Genomic DNA, 20,021 nt, shown 5'->3' on the forward strand with positions numbered 1-20,021 from the left:
GGCATTCCGCTCCCGAAGATGTCCCCAGACATCCGAGCACGTTGTGGTGTCAAGCGGCAGCGAGCATGCGGGGTGGGAACGCGATGGTCTCGTCGTAGGTTCGGCGGACTTGGAGGCAGTGGAACAGGCAGCCGATCAGCCGGTTGAACAGGTGGCGCAGGGCGGCGGTGTGGGCGTCGCCGGTGGTGCGGCGGCGGTCGTAGTGGGCGCGGGCTCCTGGTGAGGGGCGCAGGCAGGCGAAGGCCCAGACGTAGCCGGCGGCGGCCAGGCGGTCGTTCTTCACCTTGCGGTTCATGACGTGTTGGGAGCGGCCGCTGGCCCGGATGACCGGCGCCGATCCGGCGTAGGCCTTCAGGCCGCGGGCGTCGGCGAACCGGGTGCGGTCGTCGCCGAGCTCGGCCAGGAGGCGCGCTCCGACCAGCGGGCCGACGCCGGGGAAGCTGGTGATGATTTCGGCGTCGGGGTGCTGGGCGAAGGCGTCCTCGACTGCGGTGGCCAGGTCCTGCTCGGCGGCGCAGACGGCTTGGAGCTGGCCCAGCAGCGCGGTGAGCTGGCGGCCCATGGCCTGCTCGATCAGGTCGGGCAGGCGCATGTGGTCGGCGCGGAAGATCTGGTGCAGCCGTTCGACGTCCTGCTCAACCTGGCGGGCGCGGCCAGCGCGTTTGAGGGCGGCGCGGATCTGGCCGCGGGTGAGGGCGGCGGCGCGCGTCGGGGTGGGTGCCAGGGTGAGGATGACGCGGGCCTCGGCCTTGGTGATGCCGCCGCCTGGCAGGTGGGCGAATGCCTCCAGGGCGGCGGCGTAGTAGTCGTGCAGCAGGGCGCGGATGCGCTGGCCGAGTTGGAGGCGGTCCCAGACCGCGTCCTGCTGGGCGCGGGCCAGCACGGTGATCGCGCGGGCCAGATCGGAGTCGGCGGGCAGTGGCCGGTGCGCGGCCATGTCGGTGCGCAAGATGCCTGCCAGGGTCAGCGCGTCCTGCTCGTCGGACTTCTTGCCCGAGGCACTGTGGCGGCCGCGATAGCGCGCGACCGCATAGGGATTGATGGCGAACACCTGGCGGCCGGTGGCGCGCAGGCTGGCCACCAGCAGTCCGTGCGGCTTTTCGATCGCGATCGGGATGGGGGCGTCTGGGCAGTCGCCGGCCTCGGCCGGCAGAGTCAGCAAGGCCCGCAGGCCCGCGGCATCGTTGGTGATACGGGCCTTGGCGATGCGGGCGCCGGTGTCGTCGACGATGGCGATGTCGTGGTGGTGTTCGGCCCAGTCGATCCCGCAGAACAGTCTGGCCAGCGCTCCTCCAAGCAGCAGATAGGCGGTTCATTGGTGCAGCTCACAGCCGCAGCGGAGACGCGCGGCCTGCTAATCGAAGGACTCGCCGGTCCGACATCCGATCAGCCGTTCGCGGCTCCAGCGATCCGCAGGGATCTCCTTCTGCCGCAAGAGCTCACCGGCTCGGCCACGTCTGGGAGATCGGCCCTGCGCACGGGCTCGAACCACGGGCACCACGCTTCACCAACCGCCACCGCCGTGACGGGAGAATGCCGGGAGGGCCGGTCTGGGGCGAGACCTTCGAAGGTCCACCCAAAGTCAGGCTCATCAGCCCGGCATCCACCGGTCACGACGACCGGCGAGCTGAGCGAGCGGGCACCGGCGGACCGGTCTGGGGACAGGCATCTGGTGCCCTCGCCAAGTCAGGCTCTGAGGCCCGGTACCCGCTCACAACATGCGATTAGCCGCCAGGTAGCGGAGTGAGAGATAGGCGACACGGTCGTGAGTACGACGAGGTGTTCGGCATCATGCGTCGCCTGTCTGCGGGCATGCAGTGCTGGCTGATCGATCGTGCCCCGTGCTGGAAGGGCGATGTCGTCCTCATCTGCCGATGACAGCGCCGCCCTCCGGGGACTACGACGATGGTGGCGGGGCCGTCGGTCTTCAACTCTGCGGGAACATTTGTCCAAGACTGGCGGCCGGCCGCCCGTGCACAGTCTCCCTATGAGTGAATACGGCATTGAGCACTCGCATGGGATGCACGTGGTCCACGACGGCCCGCGGCAGGCGCCGCCGTTGCTGCTCATCCACGGGTCGGGGGCCTCGGGCGGTTTCTGGGGTCCAGTGGTCCCGGCGCTGGCCGGCCACCATCACGTCATCCGGGTCGACCTGCCGGGTTGCGGCCAGTCCCCGCCCGCGCCGTCGTATGACGTGCCCGCGCAGGCGGGTCAGGTGGCGGCGCTGCTGGACGACCATGGGCTTCGTCATGTCGCCGTGGCCGGGCACTCCAGCGGCGGCTACGTCGCCACTGCGCTCGCCGAGCAACGTCCCGACCTCGTGGGTTCGCTTTCGTTGATCAGTAGCGGCCCGAGTCCGGATGCGCTCCTCCGGCAGCCGTTCATTCTTCGGGTGCTGCTGGCCCCGCCGTTGGGCCCGCTCATTTGGCCGAGGCGTTCGGATGCGATGATCCGCAAGGGCATCAGCGCGACGGCCGTTCGCCCGGTGGACCTCCCGGACGACGTGGTCGCCGACGTACGGGGCATCACCTACCGCGTGATGAGGACGGTGCTGCGCCAGAACACCGCCTACATCGCCGAACGGAGCGTGCCCGAGCGCCTGGCCGCCCTCGGGGTCCCCGTACAGGTGATCTTCGGTGCTGCGGACCCCCGCTGGGAGCCGTCCTCGGCGCACCGGTACGACGCGGTGCCGAACGCCCGGGTCGAGTTGCTGCCAGGCGTCGGGCACCTGCCCATGCTGGAAGCGCCCGAGACGGTCGGCGAACTGCTGCTGAGCTTCACGGCAACGGGGCCGTCGACCACCCGTGATGCCTGATGCCTAGACTGGCCATGTGTTGCCGACCGGGACGTCACCTGACCGGGCATGGGTGGACGTCGCGATCCCGCGGCCGTCGGTTGGGCTGCCGGGAGTCAGCATGGCCGGGTTCCGCCACCATGCCCCGGCCTCGGTGGACATCTCCATGGTCGCCTATCCGTCCGTCACCCTGCTCGTCGATCTGAGCGAGGGAGCCGGCGTCGCCTACGAAACCCATGGCCGGCACGAGCACGGCAGTGTCGTCGTCGGGCTCCTGCCCGGCGACTTCCGGACGACTGGCCGGGGAGTCGGCGAGCTGCTCCAGATCCGGCTGGAGCCGGTCGCGGCGGCTGCGATGTTCGGCGCATCGACCGAGCTCAGCGGGGCGGTGGCAGCCCTTGAGGACGTCTGGGGCCGCGACGCCGGGCAGGCCGAGGACAGGCTGCGCGCCGCCGCGTCGTGGGACGAACGGTTCACGATTGCGGCGGACATTCTGGGCCGGCGGCTGGGCGCCTACCCACCGGTCGATCCGCAGGTCGCCTACGCCTGGCGGCGGACGCTCACCAGCCGGGGGCGGGTGCGGGTCGACGGCCTGGCGGACGAGATCGGCTGGAGCCGCAAGCGCCTGTGGTCCCGCTTCCGGTCCCAACTCGGCATCACCCCCAAACGCGCAGCCCGGCTGGTGCGCTTCGACCACGCCGCCCACCTTCTCGCGGCGGGTCACGCCGCCGCCCGCGTTGCCACCGAGAGCGGTTACGTCGACCAGTCCCACCTCCACCGCGAGGTCACGACGTTTGCCGGGCTCACGCCCACGGCCTTGGCCGCCGCGCCGTGGCTCGCGGTCGACGCCGTTGCGTGGCCGACTTCGTCGCCGACCCAGCGCCCTGCGAGGGGCAGCGAACGCATCCCCGACCTTCGCTGAACAGCATGCCTACACGATGCGGCTGCCACGCGCATGGGCACCCGTCCTGGGCGGCCCTCTGCTCCCCAACGTGGGCTTGATCGCGCTATGGCACCTTCTCGCGGTGTCGGAATTAGGTGGTTTCCCGACAGGCAGTCCAGGGGAATTGGAAAATCGGACGGCGGGGGATGAAACGCCACGTCGGGCGGCCTGTTTCGGGTGCTGATTGACGACAGTATTTTCCGACAGGTAGAACGGGGCTTCGTCCTCCCCGAGGAGCGCAGTGCGGATCGTCTACTCCCGTTCGTCCACTGCGGCCCAGTCCCTGCTGCGGCAGCGGCACATCCTCACCGAGGCCGGGCTGCTGGTTCGGGCCGAGGGTGTGGCCGAGGGGTTTCACCCGGCCGAGGGGGTGCTGCTGTTCGAGGACCCGGCGACGACCTCCAAGATTCCCGCGCTGGAGCGGCCCGCGTTCGCCAGGGTCGCCGCTGCAGCGCACCCCGGCGACACCCTCACGGTGTCGGAGTTGTTTCGGCTCTGCCGCGACCTGGTCGACATCCACGCCGTCCGTGACTGGTGCCAGGCCCGCGGCGTCGTGCTGCGGGTCCTGTCCGGGCCGCTGTCCAACTTCCACGACCTGGCGGCCAACGACGCCACCACCGCTTTGATCATCAATGTGATCACCGCCGTCGGGCAGTTCCAGCGCGATCTGCAGAACGAACTGACCGCCGAAGGGATCGCCGCGGCGGAAGCCGAAGGCCGCTACCGCGGCCGGCCGCCCGCGCTGTCCGGCGCCCGGCTGGAGGAGGTGCGGTCGGCGTTCACCGACCAGGGCGCCTCGATCGCAGCTCTGGCCCGAGCCCATAGGGTGAGCCGGGCCGCCGTCCGGACCGCGCTGGCCGGCCTGCTGCCCGACAGGCCGATCCCGCCCCCTCGATCAGGATGATCAGAGGGGCGGTGGTCAGGCCGCGAGGCCGATGTCGAGGCGGCGCTCCATGTCGATGTCGATCGACCCGTACAGGTTCGCGTTGGACCAGAACAGCGGGGACAGGCCTCGCTTGTCGGCCTCCGTCAGACGCTGTTGCCAGGCGGGATCCTTCAGGACGGACTGGACGAGCAGGGTGTTGATGAACACCAGCGCGGACTGGAGCAGGTGCAGGCTGAGCATGGAGACTTCCTGGTGCTCCTTGTCGCTGCCGGGGATGGTGCCGGCGCTGCCGTAGAACAGGTCGGTGTTGGCGGAGTTCCAGTTCTCCACGACCTGCAGGCCCTCGTGGATCTCCCGGCGCAACTGTTGGGAGGCGATGTACTCGGCGACGAACACGCTCTTGACCGCTTTGCCGAGTTCCTCGATGGCCTTGTAGGTGGGGTGCTTGGGGCCGCCTCGGCCACCAGCGCCTGCAGCGTCGCTTCCCCGCCCGGCACCGCGGGGAACACCACCTGCCGGACCGTGCCCTCCGGGGCCCGCAGCGACGCCTCGGCGATCGAGAACAGCTTCTCGGTCTTGCGGTGCACCTTCTTGGCCTCGGCCTCGATCGCCCGCTCGACCTTCCGCTCCGCCCGGGTGTTGATCTTGCTTACCAAGCCGATGAACAGATCGACCAGCGCGTCGGTGATCTCCGTCGTCCGCGACCACGCCAGCGCGGCCACCAGCGTCAACCGGACCGGCGGCTGGTTCGCCGCCAAGTCCGACGGATGTGAAGCCATCGCCCGCGCCCGCCACGAGGCCACCAGCCGATCCGAGTACCCGCCGAACAGATCCGCCGCAAGCCCGAGCGCTTTGGCACGCCGGAGCTTGACGATCTCCTCCAGCAGCGTCTCCAGGCCCAACCGCCCGGGGTCGGACTTCAGCTCGGCCAAGAACCCGTCCTCACCAGTGGCCAGCTCCCACAGCGACCGCGCCGAGTCCGCGGACAGGCCGTTCAGCACATGCAGGCAGAACTCCCGCTCGAACCGCGCCCGGCCCGCCCCCACGATCCGGTCCACCCGGCCCGGAGGCTCGATCTTCAACGTCCGGCAGCGGGCCAGCAGCGCCGACCGCAGCCCCTCGTCGGTGAACACCATCGGGCAGATGTTGTCCGCCAGCCACTCGGCCAGCGCGTCCTCATCCGCCCGGGTCGCTCCCGGAACCCCAGCGCCTGGCGCACCTGCGCCCGGTGCCGCTCGATCGACCGGCCCGACCAGTCGTACTCCGCCAGCAGCGCCGCATCGACCTTCACCTGCCCCGCCACGTAGTCGACAGCGGCCTTGGGCAACTCACCCACATGCCGGGGGAACCGGCCCTCCTGCTCGAAGAACTTCAGCAACAGACCGAAGCCCAGACGCGTCGCCCCCGTCTTGTTCCCCACCAGATCCCAGTCGCCGTCCAGCAGCGTCCACGCCGCGATCAGCTCCTCCGGCTCCCACTCCCGACGCACACCAACCCGCCCTCCACCCGACCGTCTCCGACGCGAAAACGATCGAGCAGGAACCCCAACCAACCCGTCGCAGTCACCCACTCGCAACGATCACGAACCGCAATCGTGATCTCTCAGCCAGCTACCTGGCGGCTGAGGACACGTTCGGGAGCGGAGAGCCGGGCCGAGAGGCGGTCACCGGGATAAGCGTCATTATCACGGAGCCTCCCTGGTTTGATCTTTTCGCTTTTTTCGATGCGCGAAAATGTTTTCGCGTGTGTAGAAGCGTAAGTTTGCTAGTCTCGGCGAGGTGAGTAGCGATGTGACCGGCTCGAACGACACCCAGGACCTCTTGAGTGAGGCGCGATCCGCCGCTGACGCCGGTGGCTCAACCTCGGAACGCCGGGTGTGTGCGTTGGATGGCTGTGAGTTGGAGGTGCCGTCGTCACGGCGGGGGCGTCCGGCCAAGTACTGCAGTAAGGCCCACGCTGACCAGGCCAGCCGTGACCGGCGGGCGGTCGATGCGGCGGCCGTTGACGAGCCCCTCGCCCGCGCCGAGGCTCTGGCCCGGGACCTTCCTGCCGCGATCACCGCGTTGCAGGAGCGGCTCGGCCAGGCGTTGGAGTTCCTCGGTCAGGCTCAGCAGGGTGCGCTGAGCAGGGTGGAGCGGGCCGAGGCCGAGACCGTCGCCGCCCGCCAGGCCGCCGCCGACGCCGAGGCGCGCGCCGAAGACGCCGAACGCGCGCGGCATCAGGCCGAGCAGGCCGCCCGGGCAGCGGCCGCCGCGCAGCAGCAGGCCCAGGCCACGGCTGAGCAAGCCGTGGCGGACGCCGAACAGACCCGCGTCGACTGCGCCGCCCTGGTGGAGGCCCATCAGCAGGTTCGCGACGCGGCCCGCCAGGCCCAGGCGCACGCCGAGGCCGCCCGAGACGCCAAGACCGCCGAACTGCGCGCGGCCCGCGACGCCCACGAGCAGGAACTCTCCCGGCTCCAGAACGTGATCGATCGGCAGGCCGCGCAACTGGAGCAGGGCCGCACCGAGCTGGACCGAACGGTCGCCACACTGGCGGCCACCCGTGAGGCGCTGGCCACCGCACAGGGGGAGACCCGTACCGAACGCGCCCGCGTCGAGACCGCCGAGCGGGAACTGGAGCAACTCCGCCGCGAGCACCAGGCCGCCAGCGTCCGGGCCGAGAAGTTGGCGGCGGAGATATCGGCGCTACGGGCGGCGGCCGACCGTGATCGGTCCGAGCACGCGGCGGCCCTGGCCGCACAGCAAGCCCTGCGCACGCGGCTGGAGGAGGAACTGACCGCCGTCCGCGCCGAGGCCGCCGCCCAACGAGAACGAGCCGCGGCAGCCGAGGCCTCGCTCAGCGCGCAGTCCGCCGCTCCAGCATCCGCCGAGGCGGGGGAGCCCAGGGACGGCGGTTCTGGCTGAGGTTGATCTCGTGCGGGATCGCGCCGATGTCGTCCGCCGCGTTCAACGCCGTCTTTCAGGAGGTGGGCATTTTGCGCTGGGCCTGGACGCCCGTCAATCCGGACTTCCTGTTGATGGCCGCTCGTCTTGCGGTTGGGGGGACTGCGGTGCCGGAAGCGGGAGGGCCAGGCCGGTCTTGATGGTGTCGAAGACGAGCAGGGTCTCGTAACGCCTGATGTTGTCGTCCGCCTTGAACAGGCGGTCGCCGAGGCGGCTGCAGTCGCGCATGCTCCGTGCGGCCAGGACGACCACGTAGTCCCACGGCCCCGCGACCTGGTAGCACTGCTGGACCTGCGGGTCCGAGCGCATCCGTTCGGCGAAGGCGCGATGGTGCTCGAACGATTCCTCCTTCAGGGTCACCAGGACCGTGGCCAGGACGGTGGGGCCGAGGCGGTGCGGGTCGAGAACGGCGACCTGCCTGGAGATGAGGCCGTCCTTGCGGTAGCGGGCGATCCGTCGCTGGACGGCGCTCGGGGAGAGTCCCACCTGTTCACCGAGGTCGTGCAGGGTGCGTCCGGCGTCGTGCTGGAGCAGGTCCAGGAGCCGGGCGTCGATCTCGTCCAGGCGGGGTGACGGTGGTTCGGGCACGCAAGATTATTGCGTGCCGGCGCGAATATTCTCAATCGCTTCGATCGGGTGTTCGATTAGCGTCGGTCGGGTTCCGCAGCCCCCGACGAGAGGCGATACGCATGGACCTGGACGTGGCACGGATCGAGAAGGCCGTGCAGGTGATCGATCCGGTGTTCCTCAACACCCCCCAGTACCGCGACGAGCAGCTGTGCGAGGCGCTGGGCGGCCGCGCGGTGACGGTGAAGCTGGAGACGGCCAACCCGGTACGCAGCTTCAAGGGTCGGGGCGCCGATCTGATGCTGAGCACGCTCGCCCCCGGCACTCCGGTGGTGTGCGCCAGCTCGGGCAACTTCGGGCAGGCCGTCGCCTACGCGGGACGGTCCCGCGGGATGCCGGTCGAGGTGTTCGTGCCCGAGACGGTCAATCCCGGCAAGCGCGAGCGGATGGAGACCTTCGGCGCCCGCGTCATCACGGCCGGTCCGGACGGCTCGTCGGCGCGGAAGGCCGCCGCCGCTCACGCTGAACGCCACCCGGACCGCGTCTACCTGCAGGACGGTCTCCAGGCGGCGATCGCCGAAGGCGCCGGAACGATCGGAGTCGAACTGATCCGCAGCGCGGGCGGTCGGGGCTTCGACGCGGTGGTGCTCCCGGTCGGCGACGGCGCGCTGATCAACGGCGTCGCGCGCTGGGTGAAGGAGCACGCTCCCGGCACCCGGATCGTGGGGGTCAACGCCGAAGGCGCCCCCTCGATGCGGAACAGCCTGCGCGCCGGCCGCGCGGTCAGCCTCGAACGCACCCACACCTTCGCCGACGGCATCGCGGTGCGCACCCCGTTGGAGGACTCGGTGCGACGGGCCCGCGCCCTGGTGGACGAGATCGTCCTGGTGGCCGACGAGGCCATCGCCGCCGCCATGGAGCTGGCGGCCCGCACGCTCGGGATCCTCCTGGAACCGGCGGGGGCGGCGGGCCTGGCGGCGATCGCCGAGGGCGCGGTCCCCGGCGAGCGATTGGCAACGGTGCTGACCGGCGCCAACCCGCGTCCCGAACAGGTCCAGGAGCTGGCGGCCCGGCTGGCACGGTCCGCCCGGAACGCACCGGCTCTGCGGGAAGACGACTGATCACCGAAGAGGTGACGGGGATGGGCACCGCTTCCTCGTCCATCCGTCCGGACGCCTCCGGGAGGAGCCGAAGCGACCGTGGTCCGCCGCGCTTGAGACCGTCGGCCGCACCGATGTGCCGGCCAGCAACATCGAATACGCCCTACCGAGGTCTTTCGCGCGGAACCAGCCAGGACCGCCTTCCCGACCCAGCGTCGAACCCGGACATCCCACCGCCACGCACCATGGAGGTAGACGCAGTGAACCGCATCGGCATCATCGGAGTGGGCGAGATCGGCCGCGCCATCGTAACGGGCCTGTGCGAGGGGCGCGACGAGCCACCGGAGGTGTTCCTCTCCCCTCGGGGAGCGGGTACGGCCGCGGAGCTGGCGCAGCGATTCGAGAGCATACGGGTGTGCGCCGACAACCAGGAGGTGGTGGACCGCTCCGAGTTGGTGATCATCGCTGTCCGCGGCCAGGACCGGCACGAAGCACTCGCCGGTGTGAGGGTGGACGGCGGCAGGCCGGTGGTCAACGTGATGGCCGGCGTCAGCGTCGACGACCTGCGCCGGACGCTGGCCACCGACGCCCCGCTGGTCCGCGCCATCCCCCTGCCCGCCGTACGCGAACGCCGCTCCGTCACGGTGACGTATCCCTCCCATCCGACGGTGGACTCCCTCTTCGAGAGCCTGGGTGGTGTGCTTCCGGTCGCGGACGAGTCGGTCTTCAACGTCTTCTCCGCACTGACGGGAACGTTGACCACCCACCTGGCCTACCTCGCCACGCTCACGTCGTGGGCTGTCGGCCACGGCATCGCCGCCGACGACGCGGACCGCTACGTTCGCGGTCTCTTCCAGGGCGTCGGCCGCGCGCTGAGCGACCGGACCCGCTCCCTGCACCAGCTCGCGGCCGACCACGAAACCCCGAACGGAAGCAACGAACGCATCCGCACCACGTGGTTCACCCCGGCCAACTCCGACGCCCTCGGCAAGGCCCTCGATGACCTCCTCATCCGCCTTGAGGGACAACGTCAGCGATAGCTCCGGTCTCGTCGAACGGGCGGCCCTGAGAGGGGACCCGCGACCACGCCGTCGCCGGCGGAACCGCCCGAGTCGATGTTGAAGGTCATGGGCTGGTAGCCGGGCATCGCGGGGTGTCTACTTTTTCGGGCCGGGGAGTCGCGTTATCGCGAGGCAGTCGCCTGTCGATCGCCCAGACGGTCAGCGCGCAGGCCGCGAACCCGGCGCCGAGGAGGCTGGAGCCCGTCCAGCCGTGGATGGTGAAGACGGCGGTGGTCGCGGCCGCGCCGAGGGCGGAGCCGAGCGAGTAGAACAGCATGTAGCCGCCGATGACGCCGCTGGTGCGATCCGGATGCGCGGCGGTGAGCGACTGCTGGTTGCTCACATGCACGACCTGGACCGCGAAGTCGAGGAGCACGATCCCGGCGGCGAGGAGCCACAGCGACCATGGCAGCCGCGCGATCGCCGCCCACGAGAGGATGAGCAGGATGAGCGCGAGACCGGTGACCGGGGCCGCCCGTCCCGCGTCCGCCCACCGTCCCGCGCGTACCGCGCCGAGCGCGCCGGCGAGTCCGGCGATGCCGAACAGTCCGATCTGGCTCTCGTTCAGCCGCCACGGCGCGTCCGCCAGCGGCAGGGACAGGCCGCTCCACAGGGTCCCGAACGAGGCGAACAGGAAGAACGCGATGAGCCCGCGCGTCAGGAAGACGCGTTGCCCGAACAGTCCGCCGAGCGAGACGACGGCCCGTCCGTACCCCGCAGGCCGGTGGGGGCGCTCCTCCGGCGGCAGCGCGGCGAGGACGAGGGCCGCGAGCCCGAGCGACAGCACCGCGAGCACGGCGTAGACGCTCCGCCAGCCCCACACTTCGGCGAGCGTGCCGGTGACGACCCGCGCGCCGAGGATGCCGACCACGACGCCCGAGGTCACGACGCCGATGTTCCGTCCGCGTTCGGCAGGTGGCGAGACGGACGCGGCGTAGGCCACCGTGGTCTGCACCACGACCGCGAACACCCCGGCCGCCGCGAGTCCCACGAACGCCATCCACGCGGCCGCCGCCGAGGCCGTCAGGATCATGCCCGCCGCGGTGAGCGCCAGGTGCACGGCGATGAGGCGGCGCCTGTCGACCACGTCGCCGAGCGGGACCAGCAGCACCAGCCCGGCCAGATAGCCGAACTGGCCGGTCGCGACGATCCACCCGGCGAGTTCCGCCGACACACCGAGATCGCGTCCCATCGGCTCCAGCACCGGCTGCGCGGCATAGATGCTCGCCACAGCGACACCGCACACCACGGCGAGCAGCGACCGCCGCCACACGTCCATCGTGCCTCCATCCAAATCAGTAGCAGATTGCAACCAATTTGACCGTAGGGCATGATGGTTTCAATCCGCAACTGATCGGGAGGTGTCATGCCGCGCACCGCCATGCGCGCCCCGGACCCCGGCTGGACCGACGCCCACTGCCCCGTCGCCCGCACGCTCGACCTCGTCGGCGACAGGTGGAGCCTTCTCGTCATCCGTGACGCGATGGACGGGGCGCGCTCGTTCACCGAGTTCCAGCGGCGCACCGGCATCGCCCGCAACATCCTCACCGACCGCCTCCGCAAGCTCACCGCTCACGGACTTCTCGCCCAGCGCACCGCGCCGTCGGGCCGACGCCAGGAGTACGTGCTCACCGACGCCGGCCGGGACCTCTTCCCCGTCATCCTCACCCTGCGACAGTGGGGAGAACGCCACGCCTTCGCCCCCGGCGAGGTGCACTCCACCCTCGTCGACCAGCACGGCACCCCTGTGCCGGAAATCGTGCCGACCAGCACCGACGGCGCCCTCCTCGACGCCGACACCACCCACGTGCAGAAGGTCCGGTAGAACCGCGAAGTCCCGGTCCACTCGAAGAACGGTGCGGTCGAGCGGACGGCGGGCGGGCACGCCTTGCTCGCTGCGCGTCTGGAGTGGCGCCACCAGAATCCGCGCATTCCATGCGCCGCCCTTCGGTCAAGCTCCTGAGCGGCTGGTCCCGACGGCCGTTCAGCGCAGGGTGAGCGAGGTCTCGGCTGCGATGTGGGTCAGCTTCTCCGGGTTGCGGACGTAGTAGAGGCCGGTGATGCGGGCGTCCTCGAAACGGATCGCCAGGACGCCGTCGAGCTCGCCGTTGAGGTGAACGAGGAGCGCCGGGTTGCCGTTGACCACGGTCAGTTCACCGGTGAGCGTGCCTTCGGCCTTCCGCAGACCGCCGGAGAACGCGCGGACCACCTTCTCGGCGCCGGCGATCGGACGCAGCGCGGCCTGCTTGACGCCGCCGCCGTCGCTCACCAGGACGACGTCGGGGGCGAGGACGTCGAGCATGAGCTGCAGGTCCCCGGTTTCGAACGCGCGCCGGAACGACTCCAGGACCGCCTGGGTCTGGTCGGAGGAGACCGTCTCGCGGGGGCGGCGGGCCTCGACGTGCCGGCGGGCACGGTGGGCGATCTGCCGGACGGCCGCGGGGTTCTTGCCGACGGCGGCCGCGATCTCGTCGTAGCCGAAGTCGAAGACCTCGCGCAGGACGAAGACGGCACGTTCGGTCGGCGAGAGCGTTTCCAGGACGAGCATGAGCGCCATGGACACGCTCTCGGCGAGTTCGACGTCCTCGGCCACGTCCGGCGTGGTGAGCAGCGGCTCGGGCAACCAGGGACCGACGTAGGACTCCTTGCGGCGCTTCAGGACGCGCAGCCGGTTGAGCGCCTGCCGGGTGGTGATCCGGACCAGGTAGGCGCGCTGGTCGCGGACCTGCCCCAGGTCGGCCCTGACCCACCGCAGCCACGTCTCCTGGAGGACGTCCTCGGCGTCGGCCGCCGAGCCGAGCATCTCGTAGGCGACGGTGAACAGCAGGTTGCGGTGGGCGAGAAAGATCTCGGTCGCCACGTTGGTCGCGTGATCGCTCATCGCCCGCCGCCTTCCCCTCGATGGTCGTCGACGGCATCCGATCGTGTTTCCACAGCAAGATCCTTTTTCGTGGGCGGCCGTCCGGTGCGCTCCGGCTCCGTTGCGGGCAGACCGGGTCGCACGCGAGTGCCTGGTCAGGTGGCCCGTTCAACGGCGGGGGCCGGTGCCTCGCGGTTGGCCTGGAGCAGTTGCCGGCGCCTGGCGTCCTTGGCCCACCAGGTGCGCGCACCGGGCCTGCGCGCCTCGTATCCCAGCTGCCAGACGGTGCTCCTGCACACGAGTTCCTTGAGCTTCGCGCCCGGGCGGCCCCCCACGTAGAGCCTGATCGCGGTGTCGTTCCTGCGCGAGAACTGGAAGACGCCGACGTGGCGCCCCAGGCTGATGCACTGGCCGAGGAAGCCCACGTCGATGGAGGCGGGCCGCTCGCCCGCGATCCGGCTGAGCACCGTCTCGGCGGCCTGGGGCCCGAGCTGGACCGCGGACTGGCAGCCCATCCGGAACGGCAGGTCCGACGGCGCCGCCGAGTCCCCGGCCGCGACGATGCGGACGTCGTCCACGCTGGTCAGGGTCTCGTCGGTGAGCAGGCGCCCCAGGGCGTCGGTGCTCAGTCCGCTGCGCGCGGCCAGGTCAGGCACGCCGAACCCGGCGGTCCAGATGGTCACCTCGCTCGGCACCCGGCGGCCGTCGCTGAGCCGCACGGCGTCGCGCGTCACGGCCGTCACCTGCGTGCCGGGGCCGTCGAGCACGGTCACCCCGAGCCCGGCCAGCCGCCTGGCGATCGCGCGTCGGCCTCGCGGGTGCAGGTACGGGCCGAGCGCCCCGCCGCACACCAGGGTCACCGTCCGGCCCAGCTCGGCCAGCTCGGCGGCGGTCTCGATGCCGGCCGGACCGGCTCCGACCACGGTCACCGCGGCCGTCGCGGGCGCGGCGTCCAGGACCGACCGCAACCTCTGCGACTCCTCCAGCGTGGCGATCGGGTAGGCGAACTCGCCCGCCCCCGGCACCCGCGGGTCGGCGCTGCCGCTGCCCACCGCGTAGATCAGGTAGTCGTAGCCGACCGTGCCGCCGGTCGCCAGCGTCACCCCGCGCTCGGCCGCGTCGATCCTGGTCACGGTGTCGACCACCAGCCGGACACCGTCGGCCAGGACCTTCCGGTAGTCGACGACCGTGCCGTGGGACCCGCCCACCAGCTGGTGCAGGCGGATCCGCTCGACGAAGGTCGGACGCGGGTTGACCAGCGTCACCGTCACGTCGTCGCGCTGGGTCAGGCGGTTGGCCGCCATGACGCCGGCGTATCCGCCGCCGATCACGACCACCTCGGTGTTCGCAGCCATGGCCTCTCCTTCTCTGTCCGGGAATCGCTCACTAGACACCGCGTACCTGGCCTTTGTGACACACGTGAGGCAGATCACTGCTCGCGTACGAGAGCGCCTCCCGTCCCACGCGCCGACCAGCGCCGCCGCTGTCCCAGCGGGGGGCTGGTGGTGTCTCGGGACGCGACCGTGGATCTCCGAGCGCCGGCACCTTGGACAGCTCGATCCGAGGGAGGGGCGATCCGGATGCGGGAGAGTCTTCCGCTCCGGGCGGAGTTGGGCGAGAGTAGGTGCCTCGACCCGGTTGATCAGGGTCCGACGCTGCCTGCTCTCGCGCCGTAGCCGGTGGACCGCCTCTGACCTGGGTCTACATACTTAATTCATTCAGTATCTTGACCCATTCCAGAAAGTGGAGCAGTCTGTGGCGCGTGGCCACGCCCTTGGACTTCCAACGGATGTTGCGCGGGGCCGGACTGCGTGTGACCCGTCCGCGGGTCGCGGTGCTGGGCGCCGTGCACGCGCATCCGCACGCCGACACAGACTCGATCATCGGTGCCGTGCGCCGGGATCTCCCGAAGGTGTCCCACCAGGCCGTGTACGACTCGCTGCACACGCTGACGGCGGCGGGTCTGGTGCGGCGCATCCAGCCGTCCGGCTCCGTGGCGCGCTACGAGTCGCGGGTCGGGGACAACCACCACCACATCGTGTGCCGGTCGTGCGGGACCATCGCCGACGCCGACTGCGCCGTCGGTGAGGCCCCCTGCCTGACCGCCTCCGACGACCGCGGCTTCTCCATCGACGAGGCCGAGGTCATCTACTGGGGCCTGTGCCCCGACTGTTCCACCACCCAGAGTTCCTGATTCACCGCTGCCCAGCCCGGAAGGATCCTCCCTCATGTCGGAAACCCAAGAGCCGGTCGTCTACGACACGAACACCGAGAGCGCGGGCCGCTGTCCGGTCGCACACGAGCGCGCCCCGCACCCCACCCAGGGCGGCGGCAACCGCGGCTGGTGGCCGAACCGGCTCAACCTGCGGATCCTCGCCAAGAACCCCGCCGTGGCCAACCCCCTCGGTGAGGAGTTCGACTACGCCGAGGCGTTCAAGGGCCTCGACCTGCCCGCCGTGAAGCGGGACATCGCGGAGGCGCTCACCACCTCGCAGGACTGGTGGCCGGCCGACTTCGGGCACTACGGCCCGTTCATCATCCGGATGGCGTGGCACAGCGCGGGCACCTACCGCATCAGCGACGGCCGCGGCGGCGCCGGAGCCGGCCAGCAGCGTTTCGCGCCCCTCAACAGCTGGCCGGACAACGCCAACCTCGACAAGGCCCGCCGGCTGCTGTGGCCGGTCAAGAAGAAGTACGGCCAGCAGATCTCGTGGGCCGACCTGATGGTCCTCGCCGGCAACGTCGCCCTGGAGTCGATGGGCTTCAAGACGTTCGGCTTCGCCGGTGGCCGCGAGGACGTGTGGGAGCCCGACGAGGACGTCTACTGGGGCCCCGAGAGCACCTGGCTCGGCGACGAGCGCTACAGCGGCGACCGGGAGCTCGAGAACCCCCTGGCCGCCGTCCAGATGGGCCTCATCTACGTCAACCCGGAGGGCCCCAACGGCAACCCGGACCCGATCGCCGCGGCCCGGGACATCCGCGAGACGTTCCGCCGCATGGCGATGAACGACGAGGAGACGGTCGCCCTCATCGCCGGCGGGCACACCTTCGGCAAGACGCACGGCGCGGGCCCGGCGGACCACGTCGGCCCCGAGCCCGAGGGCGCCCCGCTCGAGGAGCAGGGCCTCGGCTGGACGAGCACCTACGGCACCGGCAAGGGCGGGGACGCGATCACCAGCGGGCTGGAGGGCATCTGGACCCCCACCCCGACCGCGTGGGACAACAGCTTCTTCGAGACCCTGTTCGCCTACGAGTGGGAGCTCACCAAGAGCCCCGCCGGCGCCCACCAGTGGAAGCCCAAGGACGGCGCCGGCAACGGGCTCGTCCCCGACCCGCACGACCCGTCGAAGCGGCACGCCCCGACGATGCTGACGACCGACCTGTCGCTCCGGTTCGACCCGATCTACGAGCAGATCTCGCGGCGTTTCCTGGAGAACCCCGACGAGTTCGCCGACGCGTTCGCCCGCGCGTGGTTCAAGCTGACCCACCGCGACATGGGTCCCGTCGCGCGCTACCTGGGACCGGAGGTCCCGGCCGAGACGCTGCTGTGGCAGGACCCGCTCCCGCCGCTCACCCACGAGCTGGTCGGGCCCGAGGACGTCGCCGCCCTGAAGGAGCAGGTCCTGTCCTCGGGGCTGACGGTCTCCCAGCTGGTCTTCGCCGCGTGGGCGTCGGCCTCGTCGTTCCGCGGCAGCGACAAGCGCGGCGGCGCCAACGGCGCGCGCATCCGCCTGGAGCCGCAGAACGGGTGGGAGGCCAACGACCCCGACGAGCTGGCGGTGGTGCTGCGCGCCCTGGAGGGGATCCAGGAGTCGTTCAACGCCGCCCAGACCGGTGACAAGCGGATCTCGCTCGCCGACCTGATCGTGCTCGCCGGGTGCGCCGCCGTCGAGAAGGCCGCCAGGGACGCCGGGTACGACGTCGAGGTGCCCTTCACGCCGGGACGCGTGGACGCGTCGCAGGAGCAGACCGACGTGGAGTCCTTCGCCGCGATGGAGCTGTCCGCCGACGGGTTCCGCAACTACCTCGGCAAGGGCAACCGGCTGCCGGCCGAGTACCTGCTCATCGACCGGGCGAACCTGCTCACGCTGAGCGCGCCCGAGATGACGGTCCTGGTCGGCGGGCTGCGGGTGCTGGGCGCCAACCACCAGCGGTCGCCGCTGGGCGTCCTCACCGAGAACCCCGGGGTCCTGACCAACGACTTCTTCGTCAACCTGCTCGACATGGGCACGACGTGGCGGCCGACGTCGGAGGACGCCGAGGCGTTCGAGGGCCGCGACGCCGTCACCGGCGAGGTCAGGTGGACCGGCAGCCGCGTCGACCTGCTGTTCGGCTCGAACTCGGAGCTGCGCGCGCTCGCCGAGGTCTACGCCGGCGACGACGCGAAGGAGAAGTTCGTGCGCGACTTCGTCGCGGCGTGGGACAAGGTCATGAACCTCGACCGGTTCGACCTCGCCTGATCCGGGCGTTCGGGTCGGTCCGCGCGGGCCGGCCCGAACGTCTGCGGTCCGACCGGCGTTCCTTCCGGCGTCGTCCGCCTCCGGCGCGGCGCCGGGAGGGGCGCGGTCAGCCGGACCCGGAGCGGCACCGGGGGCACAGCCCCCAGAACGTGACGTCGGCCTCGTCGATCAGGTAGCCGGCGTCGTCCACCGGGGTCAGGCAGGGCGGGTGCCCCACGACGCAGTCGACGTCCTTGACCGCCCCGCAGTTGCGGCACACCAGGTGGTGGTGGTTGTCGCCGACGCGTCCCTCGAACCGGGCCGGGCTGCCGGCGGGCTCGATGCGGCGCACGAGCCCCACCGCGGTGAGCGCGTGAAGGGCCTCGTACACGGCCTGGAGGGAGATGTGACCCACGCGGTCACGCACCCCCGAGGCGATGGTCTCGACGTCGAGGTGGTCGCCGTTCCGGACGGTCTCGAGCAGCGCGACGCGGGCGGCCGTCACCCGCAGGCCGGCACCGCGCAGCTCCTCTGCGGTGGTCGGGGGCTGGGATGCGGTCATGGCGCCCAACCTACGTTCCTAAACGCGAATCATTCAACTTGACGTGAGGTGTCGCACGTCCAGGACCGGGACGAAGACCGCGTTTCGGTCCAACGGCGCGGCGTGCCTGTGATGATCACGGCCAACCCGATGGCGTCGGTGACCGCCCGCGCCAACCGGACCTTCCTCGGACGCGGTGCGGTATCCGACCGCCGAGCGCGGCATCCGGCGGTTCCTCGACATCGGGGCCGGGCCGCCCACCCGGCGGAACGTGCACCAGGCCGTCCTGCTGGTGGCGATCCCGCACTTCATCTGCCCGGACGACGACCCGCACGGCATCCGGGCGCGGCTGCGGGAACGCCATGGACGATGGTGGGCGGCGTCGGCGCCCCCGCGGACGGGGGCTGAGGGCGCCGCCGGTGGGGGAGTGGCGGAAGGCGCAGAGGTCCGCCGGTCCGCCTTGGCGGTTCGGTGGCTGCCTCAGGCTGGCTGAGCAGGTACGGCAGAGGGGCCCCGGCACGGTCGCCGGGGCCCCTTTTCATGTGCTGGTCAGCGCTGTCGTCCACAAGCGACTCGGCATTGCAGTCGCACTTCGTTGTGTGTGCGGCGTTGCCGCTGGTGGCGGCGGCGTTGGGTGCGGGCTCGGTGTCAGTCGTCGATGGCCTGGTACAGGGTGGTCCAGAAGTCGTGGATCAGGCGCATGGAGTCGGGGGTGGAGGCGCCGACCTGGGTGAGCAGGATGCCCACCAGCCGGTTGACCGGGTCGGCGTAGGTGGCGGTCCCGGCCCCGCCGTCCCAGCCGAACTGCCCCACCGGCGCATAGTCCCCGCGGTAGGTGCGCACCGCCATGCCAAACCCCCAGCCACCCTGCTGCCCTTGGCCGTGGGAGAGGTGCACGTTGTCCACCGCCAGGGCGTGCCGGGCGGCCTGCTGCACGGCGGTGAGCTGGTTGGTGGTCATCAGCTCAACGGCCGGCCGGGACAAGATCCGCCGCCCGCGGTGGATGCCGCCGTCCAGCAGCATCTGGAAGTAGGCGTGGTAGTCACCGGCGGTGGAGACCAGCCCGCCCCCACTGCTGGGGAAGGCCGGGGGCTGGCTCCAGCGGCCGCCCTGGGGGGCGTCCCACACCACCATCTGCCCGGTCTGGGGGTCGGGGGCATACAGCGTGGGCAATCGGTCGATCTTGCCCGGGGGCACATGGAAGCCGGTGTCGACCATGCCCAGCGGTTCGAAGAGGCGCTCGTGCAGGAAGGTTTCCAGCGGCTGGCCGGTGACCCGGGCCACCAGCACCCCCAGCACATCGTGGCTGATGTGGTACTGCCAGCGCTCACCGGGCTGGTACATCAACGGCAACTCCCCCAGCCGGCGCAGCCACTCATCGGGGGCGGGCATGGGCTCGGGCAGGTTGGGGGTCAGCCCCTGGGCGAAGATCGCGTTCATGATCGGGGTGCCCAGCGAGGTCATGTCCATCCCCAGCCCGAAGGTGGAGGACAACAGATCCCGCACCGTGATCGGGCGCCGCGCCCGCACGGTGTCCTCCAGCGGGCCATCCACGCGCTTGAGGACCTGGCGGTCGGCCAGCTCGGGCAGCCAGGGGTCGATGGGGTCATCCAGCCGCAACCGGCACTCATCGACCAGCACCATCGCCGCCGCGATCGCCACCGGTTTGGAGGTGGAGGCCATCCGAAACAGGGTGTCACCGCGCATCGGCGCACCCCCGCCATGGTGCAGGGTGCCCAGCGCCTCCAGGTGGGTGTGCCCGTCCCGGCCGACCAGCGCCACCAGCCCGGGGATCTTGCCCGACTCCACATGCCGCTCCAACACACCACGCAGCCTGCGCAGCCCCGCAGCGGACAAGCCGTTGTTACCGTTCTCCATCACCAAT

20 protein-coding genes are annotated in these 20,021 nt (G+C 70.9%); 10 read left to right on the forward strand and 10 right to left on the reverse strand.

From position 1 onward, the window contains the following. Positions 1-49: 49 nt before the first annotated feature. Positions 50-1,285 carry an IS110 family RNA-guided transposase gene (locus AKI01S_RS16360; RefSeq protein WP_157419875.1) on the reverse strand — a complete coding sequence of 412 codons (1,236 nt, stop codon included), beginning with the start codon at positions 1,283-1,285 and terminating at the stop codon, positions 50-52. Positions 1,286-1,987: 702 nt separating this feature from the next. On the opposite strand from AKI01S_RS16360, the gene AKI01S_RS16365 reads away from it, so the two are divergent. From AKI01S_RS16365 to AKI01S_RS49230, 3 genes are all read left to right on the forward strand, one after another. Next, complete coding sequence (locus tag AKI01S_RS16365; protein ID WP_169813968.1) at positions 1,988-2,815, forward strand: alpha/beta fold hydrolase; 828 nt, start codon at positions 1,988-1,990, stop codon at positions 2,813-2,815. 52 nt (positions 2,816-2,867) lie between these two features. Beyond that, positions 2,868-3,716 carry a helix-turn-helix domain-containing protein gene (locus tag AKI01S_RS16370; RefSeq protein WP_245681646.1) on the forward strand — a complete coding sequence of 283 codons (849 nt, stop codon included), beginning with the start codon at positions 2,868-2,870 and terminating at the stop codon, positions 3,714-3,716. Between the two features lie 262 nt (positions 3,717-3,978). Then, positions 3,979-4,641: a recombinase family protein gene (locus tag AKI01S_RS49230; protein ID WP_157419876.1), complete on the forward strand. Its 663-nt coding sequence runs from the start codon at positions 3,979-3,981 to the stop codon at positions 4,639-4,641. Positions 4,642-4,656: 15 nt separating this feature from the next. On the opposite strand, the gene AKI01S_RS54845 is transcribed toward AKI01S_RS49230, so the two are convergent. From AKI01S_RS54845 to AKI01S_RS50575, 3 genes are all read right to left on the reverse strand, one after another. Further along, complete coding sequence (locus AKI01S_RS54845) at positions 4,657-5,418, reverse strand: Tn3 family transposase (protein ID WP_439951671.1); 762 nt, start codon at positions 5,416-5,418, stop codon at positions 4,657-4,659. A gap of 283 nt (positions 5,419-5,701) precedes the next feature. After that, positions 5,702-6,112 carry a DUF4158 domain-containing protein gene (locus AKI01S_RS53480; protein ID WP_067817657.1) on the reverse strand — a complete coding sequence of 137 codons (411 nt, stop codon included), beginning with the start codon at positions 6,110-6,112 and terminating at the stop codon, positions 5,702-5,704. A gap of 424 nt (positions 6,113-6,536) precedes the next feature. Next, the gene (locus tag AKI01S_RS50575) at positions 6,537-6,908 is read right to left on the reverse strand and encodes a hypothetical protein (RefSeq protein WP_157419877.1); all 372 of its coding nucleotides are present in this window, start codon (positions 6,906-6,908) and stop codon (positions 6,537-6,539) included. Positions 6,909-6,911: 3 nt separating this feature from the next. Here AKI01S_RS50575 and AKI01S_RS50580 point away from each other — a divergent pair, with 3 nt between their 5' ends. Next, positions 6,912-7,529, forward strand: a complete 618-nt coding sequence (locus AKI01S_RS50580) for a hypothetical protein (protein ID WP_157419878.1) — start codon at positions 6,912-6,914, stop codon at positions 7,527-7,529. Positions 7,530-7,622: 93 nt separating this feature from the next. On the opposite strand, the gene AKI01S_RS16395 is transcribed toward AKI01S_RS50580, so the two are convergent. Beyond that, the gene (locus tag AKI01S_RS16395) at positions 7,623-8,156 is read right to left on the reverse strand and encodes an Lrp/AsnC family transcriptional regulator (protein ID WP_067817663.1); all 534 of its coding nucleotides are present in this window, start codon (positions 8,154-8,156) and stop codon (positions 7,623-7,625) included. A 101-nt stretch (positions 8,157-8,257) separates the two neighbouring features. On the opposite strand from AKI01S_RS16395, the gene AKI01S_RS16400 reads away from it, so the two are divergent. Further along, the gene (locus AKI01S_RS16400) at positions 8,258-9,256 is read left to right on the forward strand and encodes a threonine ammonia-lyase (RefSeq protein ID WP_067817665.1); all 999 of its coding nucleotides are present in this window, start codon (positions 8,258-8,260) and stop codon (positions 9,254-9,256) included. Positions 9,257-9,495: 239 nt separating this feature from the next. Next, entirely contained in the window at positions 9,496-10,275 is a 780-nt protein-coding gene (locus tag AKI01S_RS16405; protein WP_245681648.1) for an NAD(P)-binding domain-containing protein, read from the forward strand. Between the two features lie 85 nt (positions 10,276-10,360). On the opposite strand, the gene AKI01S_RS16410 is transcribed toward AKI01S_RS16405, so the two are convergent. After that, a complete protein-coding gene (locus AKI01S_RS16410) occupies positions 10,361-11,575 on the reverse strand; it encodes an MFS transporter (RefSeq protein ID WP_157419879.1) in 1,215 nt (404 codons plus the stop codon). Positions 11,576-11,662: 87 nt separating this feature from the next. Here AKI01S_RS16410 and AKI01S_RS16415 point away from each other — a divergent pair, with 87 nt between their 5' ends. Beyond that, positions 11,663-12,121: a winged helix-turn-helix transcriptional regulator gene (locus AKI01S_RS16415; RefSeq protein WP_067817671.1), complete on the forward strand. Its 459-nt coding sequence runs from the start codon at positions 11,663-11,665 to the stop codon at positions 12,119-12,121. Between the two features lie 159 nt (positions 12,122-12,280). Here the strand turns inward: AKI01S_RS16415 and AKI01S_RS16420 are convergent, their stop codons facing one another. Beyond that, complete coding sequence (locus AKI01S_RS16420) at positions 12,281-13,177, reverse strand: RNA polymerase sigma-70 factor (protein ID WP_067817674.1); 897 nt, start codon at positions 13,175-13,177, stop codon at positions 12,281-12,283. A gap of 134 nt (positions 13,178-13,311) precedes the next feature. Next, positions 13,312-14,511 carry an NAD(P)/FAD-dependent oxidoreductase gene (locus AKI01S_RS16425; RefSeq protein WP_067817677.1) on the reverse strand — a complete coding sequence of 400 codons (1,200 nt, stop codon included), beginning with the start codon at positions 14,509-14,511 and terminating at the stop codon, positions 13,312-13,314. 434 nt (positions 14,512-14,945) lie between these two features. On the opposite strand from AKI01S_RS16425, the gene AKI01S_RS16430 reads away from it, so the two are divergent. Further along, entirely contained in the window at positions 14,946-15,350 is a 405-nt protein-coding gene (locus tag AKI01S_RS16430; RefSeq protein ID WP_067817843.1) for a Fur family transcriptional regulator, read from the forward strand. A 34-nt stretch (positions 15,351-15,384) separates the two neighbouring features. Beyond that, positions 15,385-17,616, forward strand: coding sequence for a catalase/peroxidase HPI (gene katG, locus AKI01S_RS16435; protein ID WP_067817680.1), 2,232 nt, complete (start codon positions 15,385-15,387; stop codon positions 17,614-17,616). 106 nt (positions 17,617-17,722) lie between these two features. Here katG and AKI01S_RS16440 read toward each other — a convergent pair whose 3' ends face one another. Next, positions 17,723-18,157, reverse strand: a complete 435-nt coding sequence (locus AKI01S_RS16440) for a Fur family transcriptional regulator (RefSeq protein ID WP_067817683.1) — start codon at positions 18,155-18,157, stop codon at positions 17,723-17,725. Positions 18,158-18,332: 175 nt separating this feature from the next. Here AKI01S_RS16440 and AKI01S_RS54670 point away from each other — a divergent pair, with 175 nt between their 5' ends. After that, on the forward strand, positions 18,333-18,629 hold the full coding sequence (locus AKI01S_RS54670; RefSeq protein ID WP_067817685.1) for a class I SAM-dependent methyltransferase: 297 nt from the start codon (positions 18,333-18,335) through the stop codon (positions 18,627-18,629). 155 nt (positions 18,630-18,784) lie between these two features. Here the strand turns inward: AKI01S_RS54670 and AKI01S_RS16450 are convergent, their stop codons facing one another. Then, positions 18,785-20,014 (reverse strand): serine hydrolase domain-containing protein, encoded by a 1,230-nt coding sequence (locus AKI01S_RS16450; protein ID WP_067817688.1) that lies wholly within the window; start codon positions 20,012-20,014, stop codon positions 18,785-18,787. Positions 20,015-20,021: the final 7 nt, after the last annotated feature.

It is taken from the genome of Actinomadura kijaniata NBRC 14229, from assembly GCF_001552175.1.
Taxonomy (GTDB): Bacteria; Actinomycetota; Actinomycetes; order Streptosporangiales; family Streptosporangiaceae; genus Spirillospora; species Spirillospora kijaniata.

What these genes read in the sequence shown, in the direction of transcription:
- AKI01S_RS16365 (WP_169813968.1), top strand. Translation starts at nt 1,988, where the DNA reads ATGAGTGAATACGGCATTGAGCACTCGCATGGGATGCACGTGGTCCAC.
- AKI01S_RS16400 (WP_067817665.1), top strand. Translation starts at nt 8,258, where the DNA reads ATGGACCTGGACGTGGCACGGATCGAGAAGGCCGTGCAGGTGATCGAT.
- AKI01S_RS16410 (WP_157419879.1), bottom strand. Translation starts at nt 11,575, where the DNA reads ATGGACGTGTGGCGGCGGTCGCTGCTCGCCGTGGTGTGCGGTGTCGCT.
- AKI01S_RS16415 (WP_067817671.1), top strand. Translation starts at nt 11,663, where the DNA reads ATGCCGCGCACCGCCATGCGCGCCCCGGACCCCGGCTGGACCGACGCC.
- AKI01S_RS16420 (WP_067817674.1), bottom strand. Translation starts at nt 13,177, where the DNA reads ATGAGCGATCACGCGACCAACGTGGCGACCGAGATCTTTCTCGCCCAC.
- AKI01S_RS16425 (WP_067817677.1), bottom strand. Translation starts at nt 14,511, where the DNA reads ATGGCTGCGAACACCGAGGTGGTCGTGATCGGCGGCGGATACGCCGGC.
- AKI01S_RS16430 (WP_067817843.1), top strand. Translation starts at nt 14,946, where the DNA reads ATGTTGCGCGGGGCCGGACTGCGTGTGACCCGTCCGCGGGTCGCGGTG.
- katG (WP_067817680.1), top strand. Translation starts at nt 15,385, where the DNA reads ATGTCGGAAACCCAAGAGCCGGTCGTCTACGACACGAACACCGAGAGC.
- AKI01S_RS16440 (WP_067817683.1), bottom strand. Translation starts at nt 18,157, where the DNA reads ATGACCGCATCCCAGCCCCCGACCACCGCAGAGGAGCTGCGCGGTGCC.
- AKI01S_RS16450 (WP_067817688.1), bottom strand. Translation starts at nt 20,014, where the DNA reads ATGGAGAACGGTAACAACGGCTTGTCCGCTGCGGGGCTGCGCAGGCTG.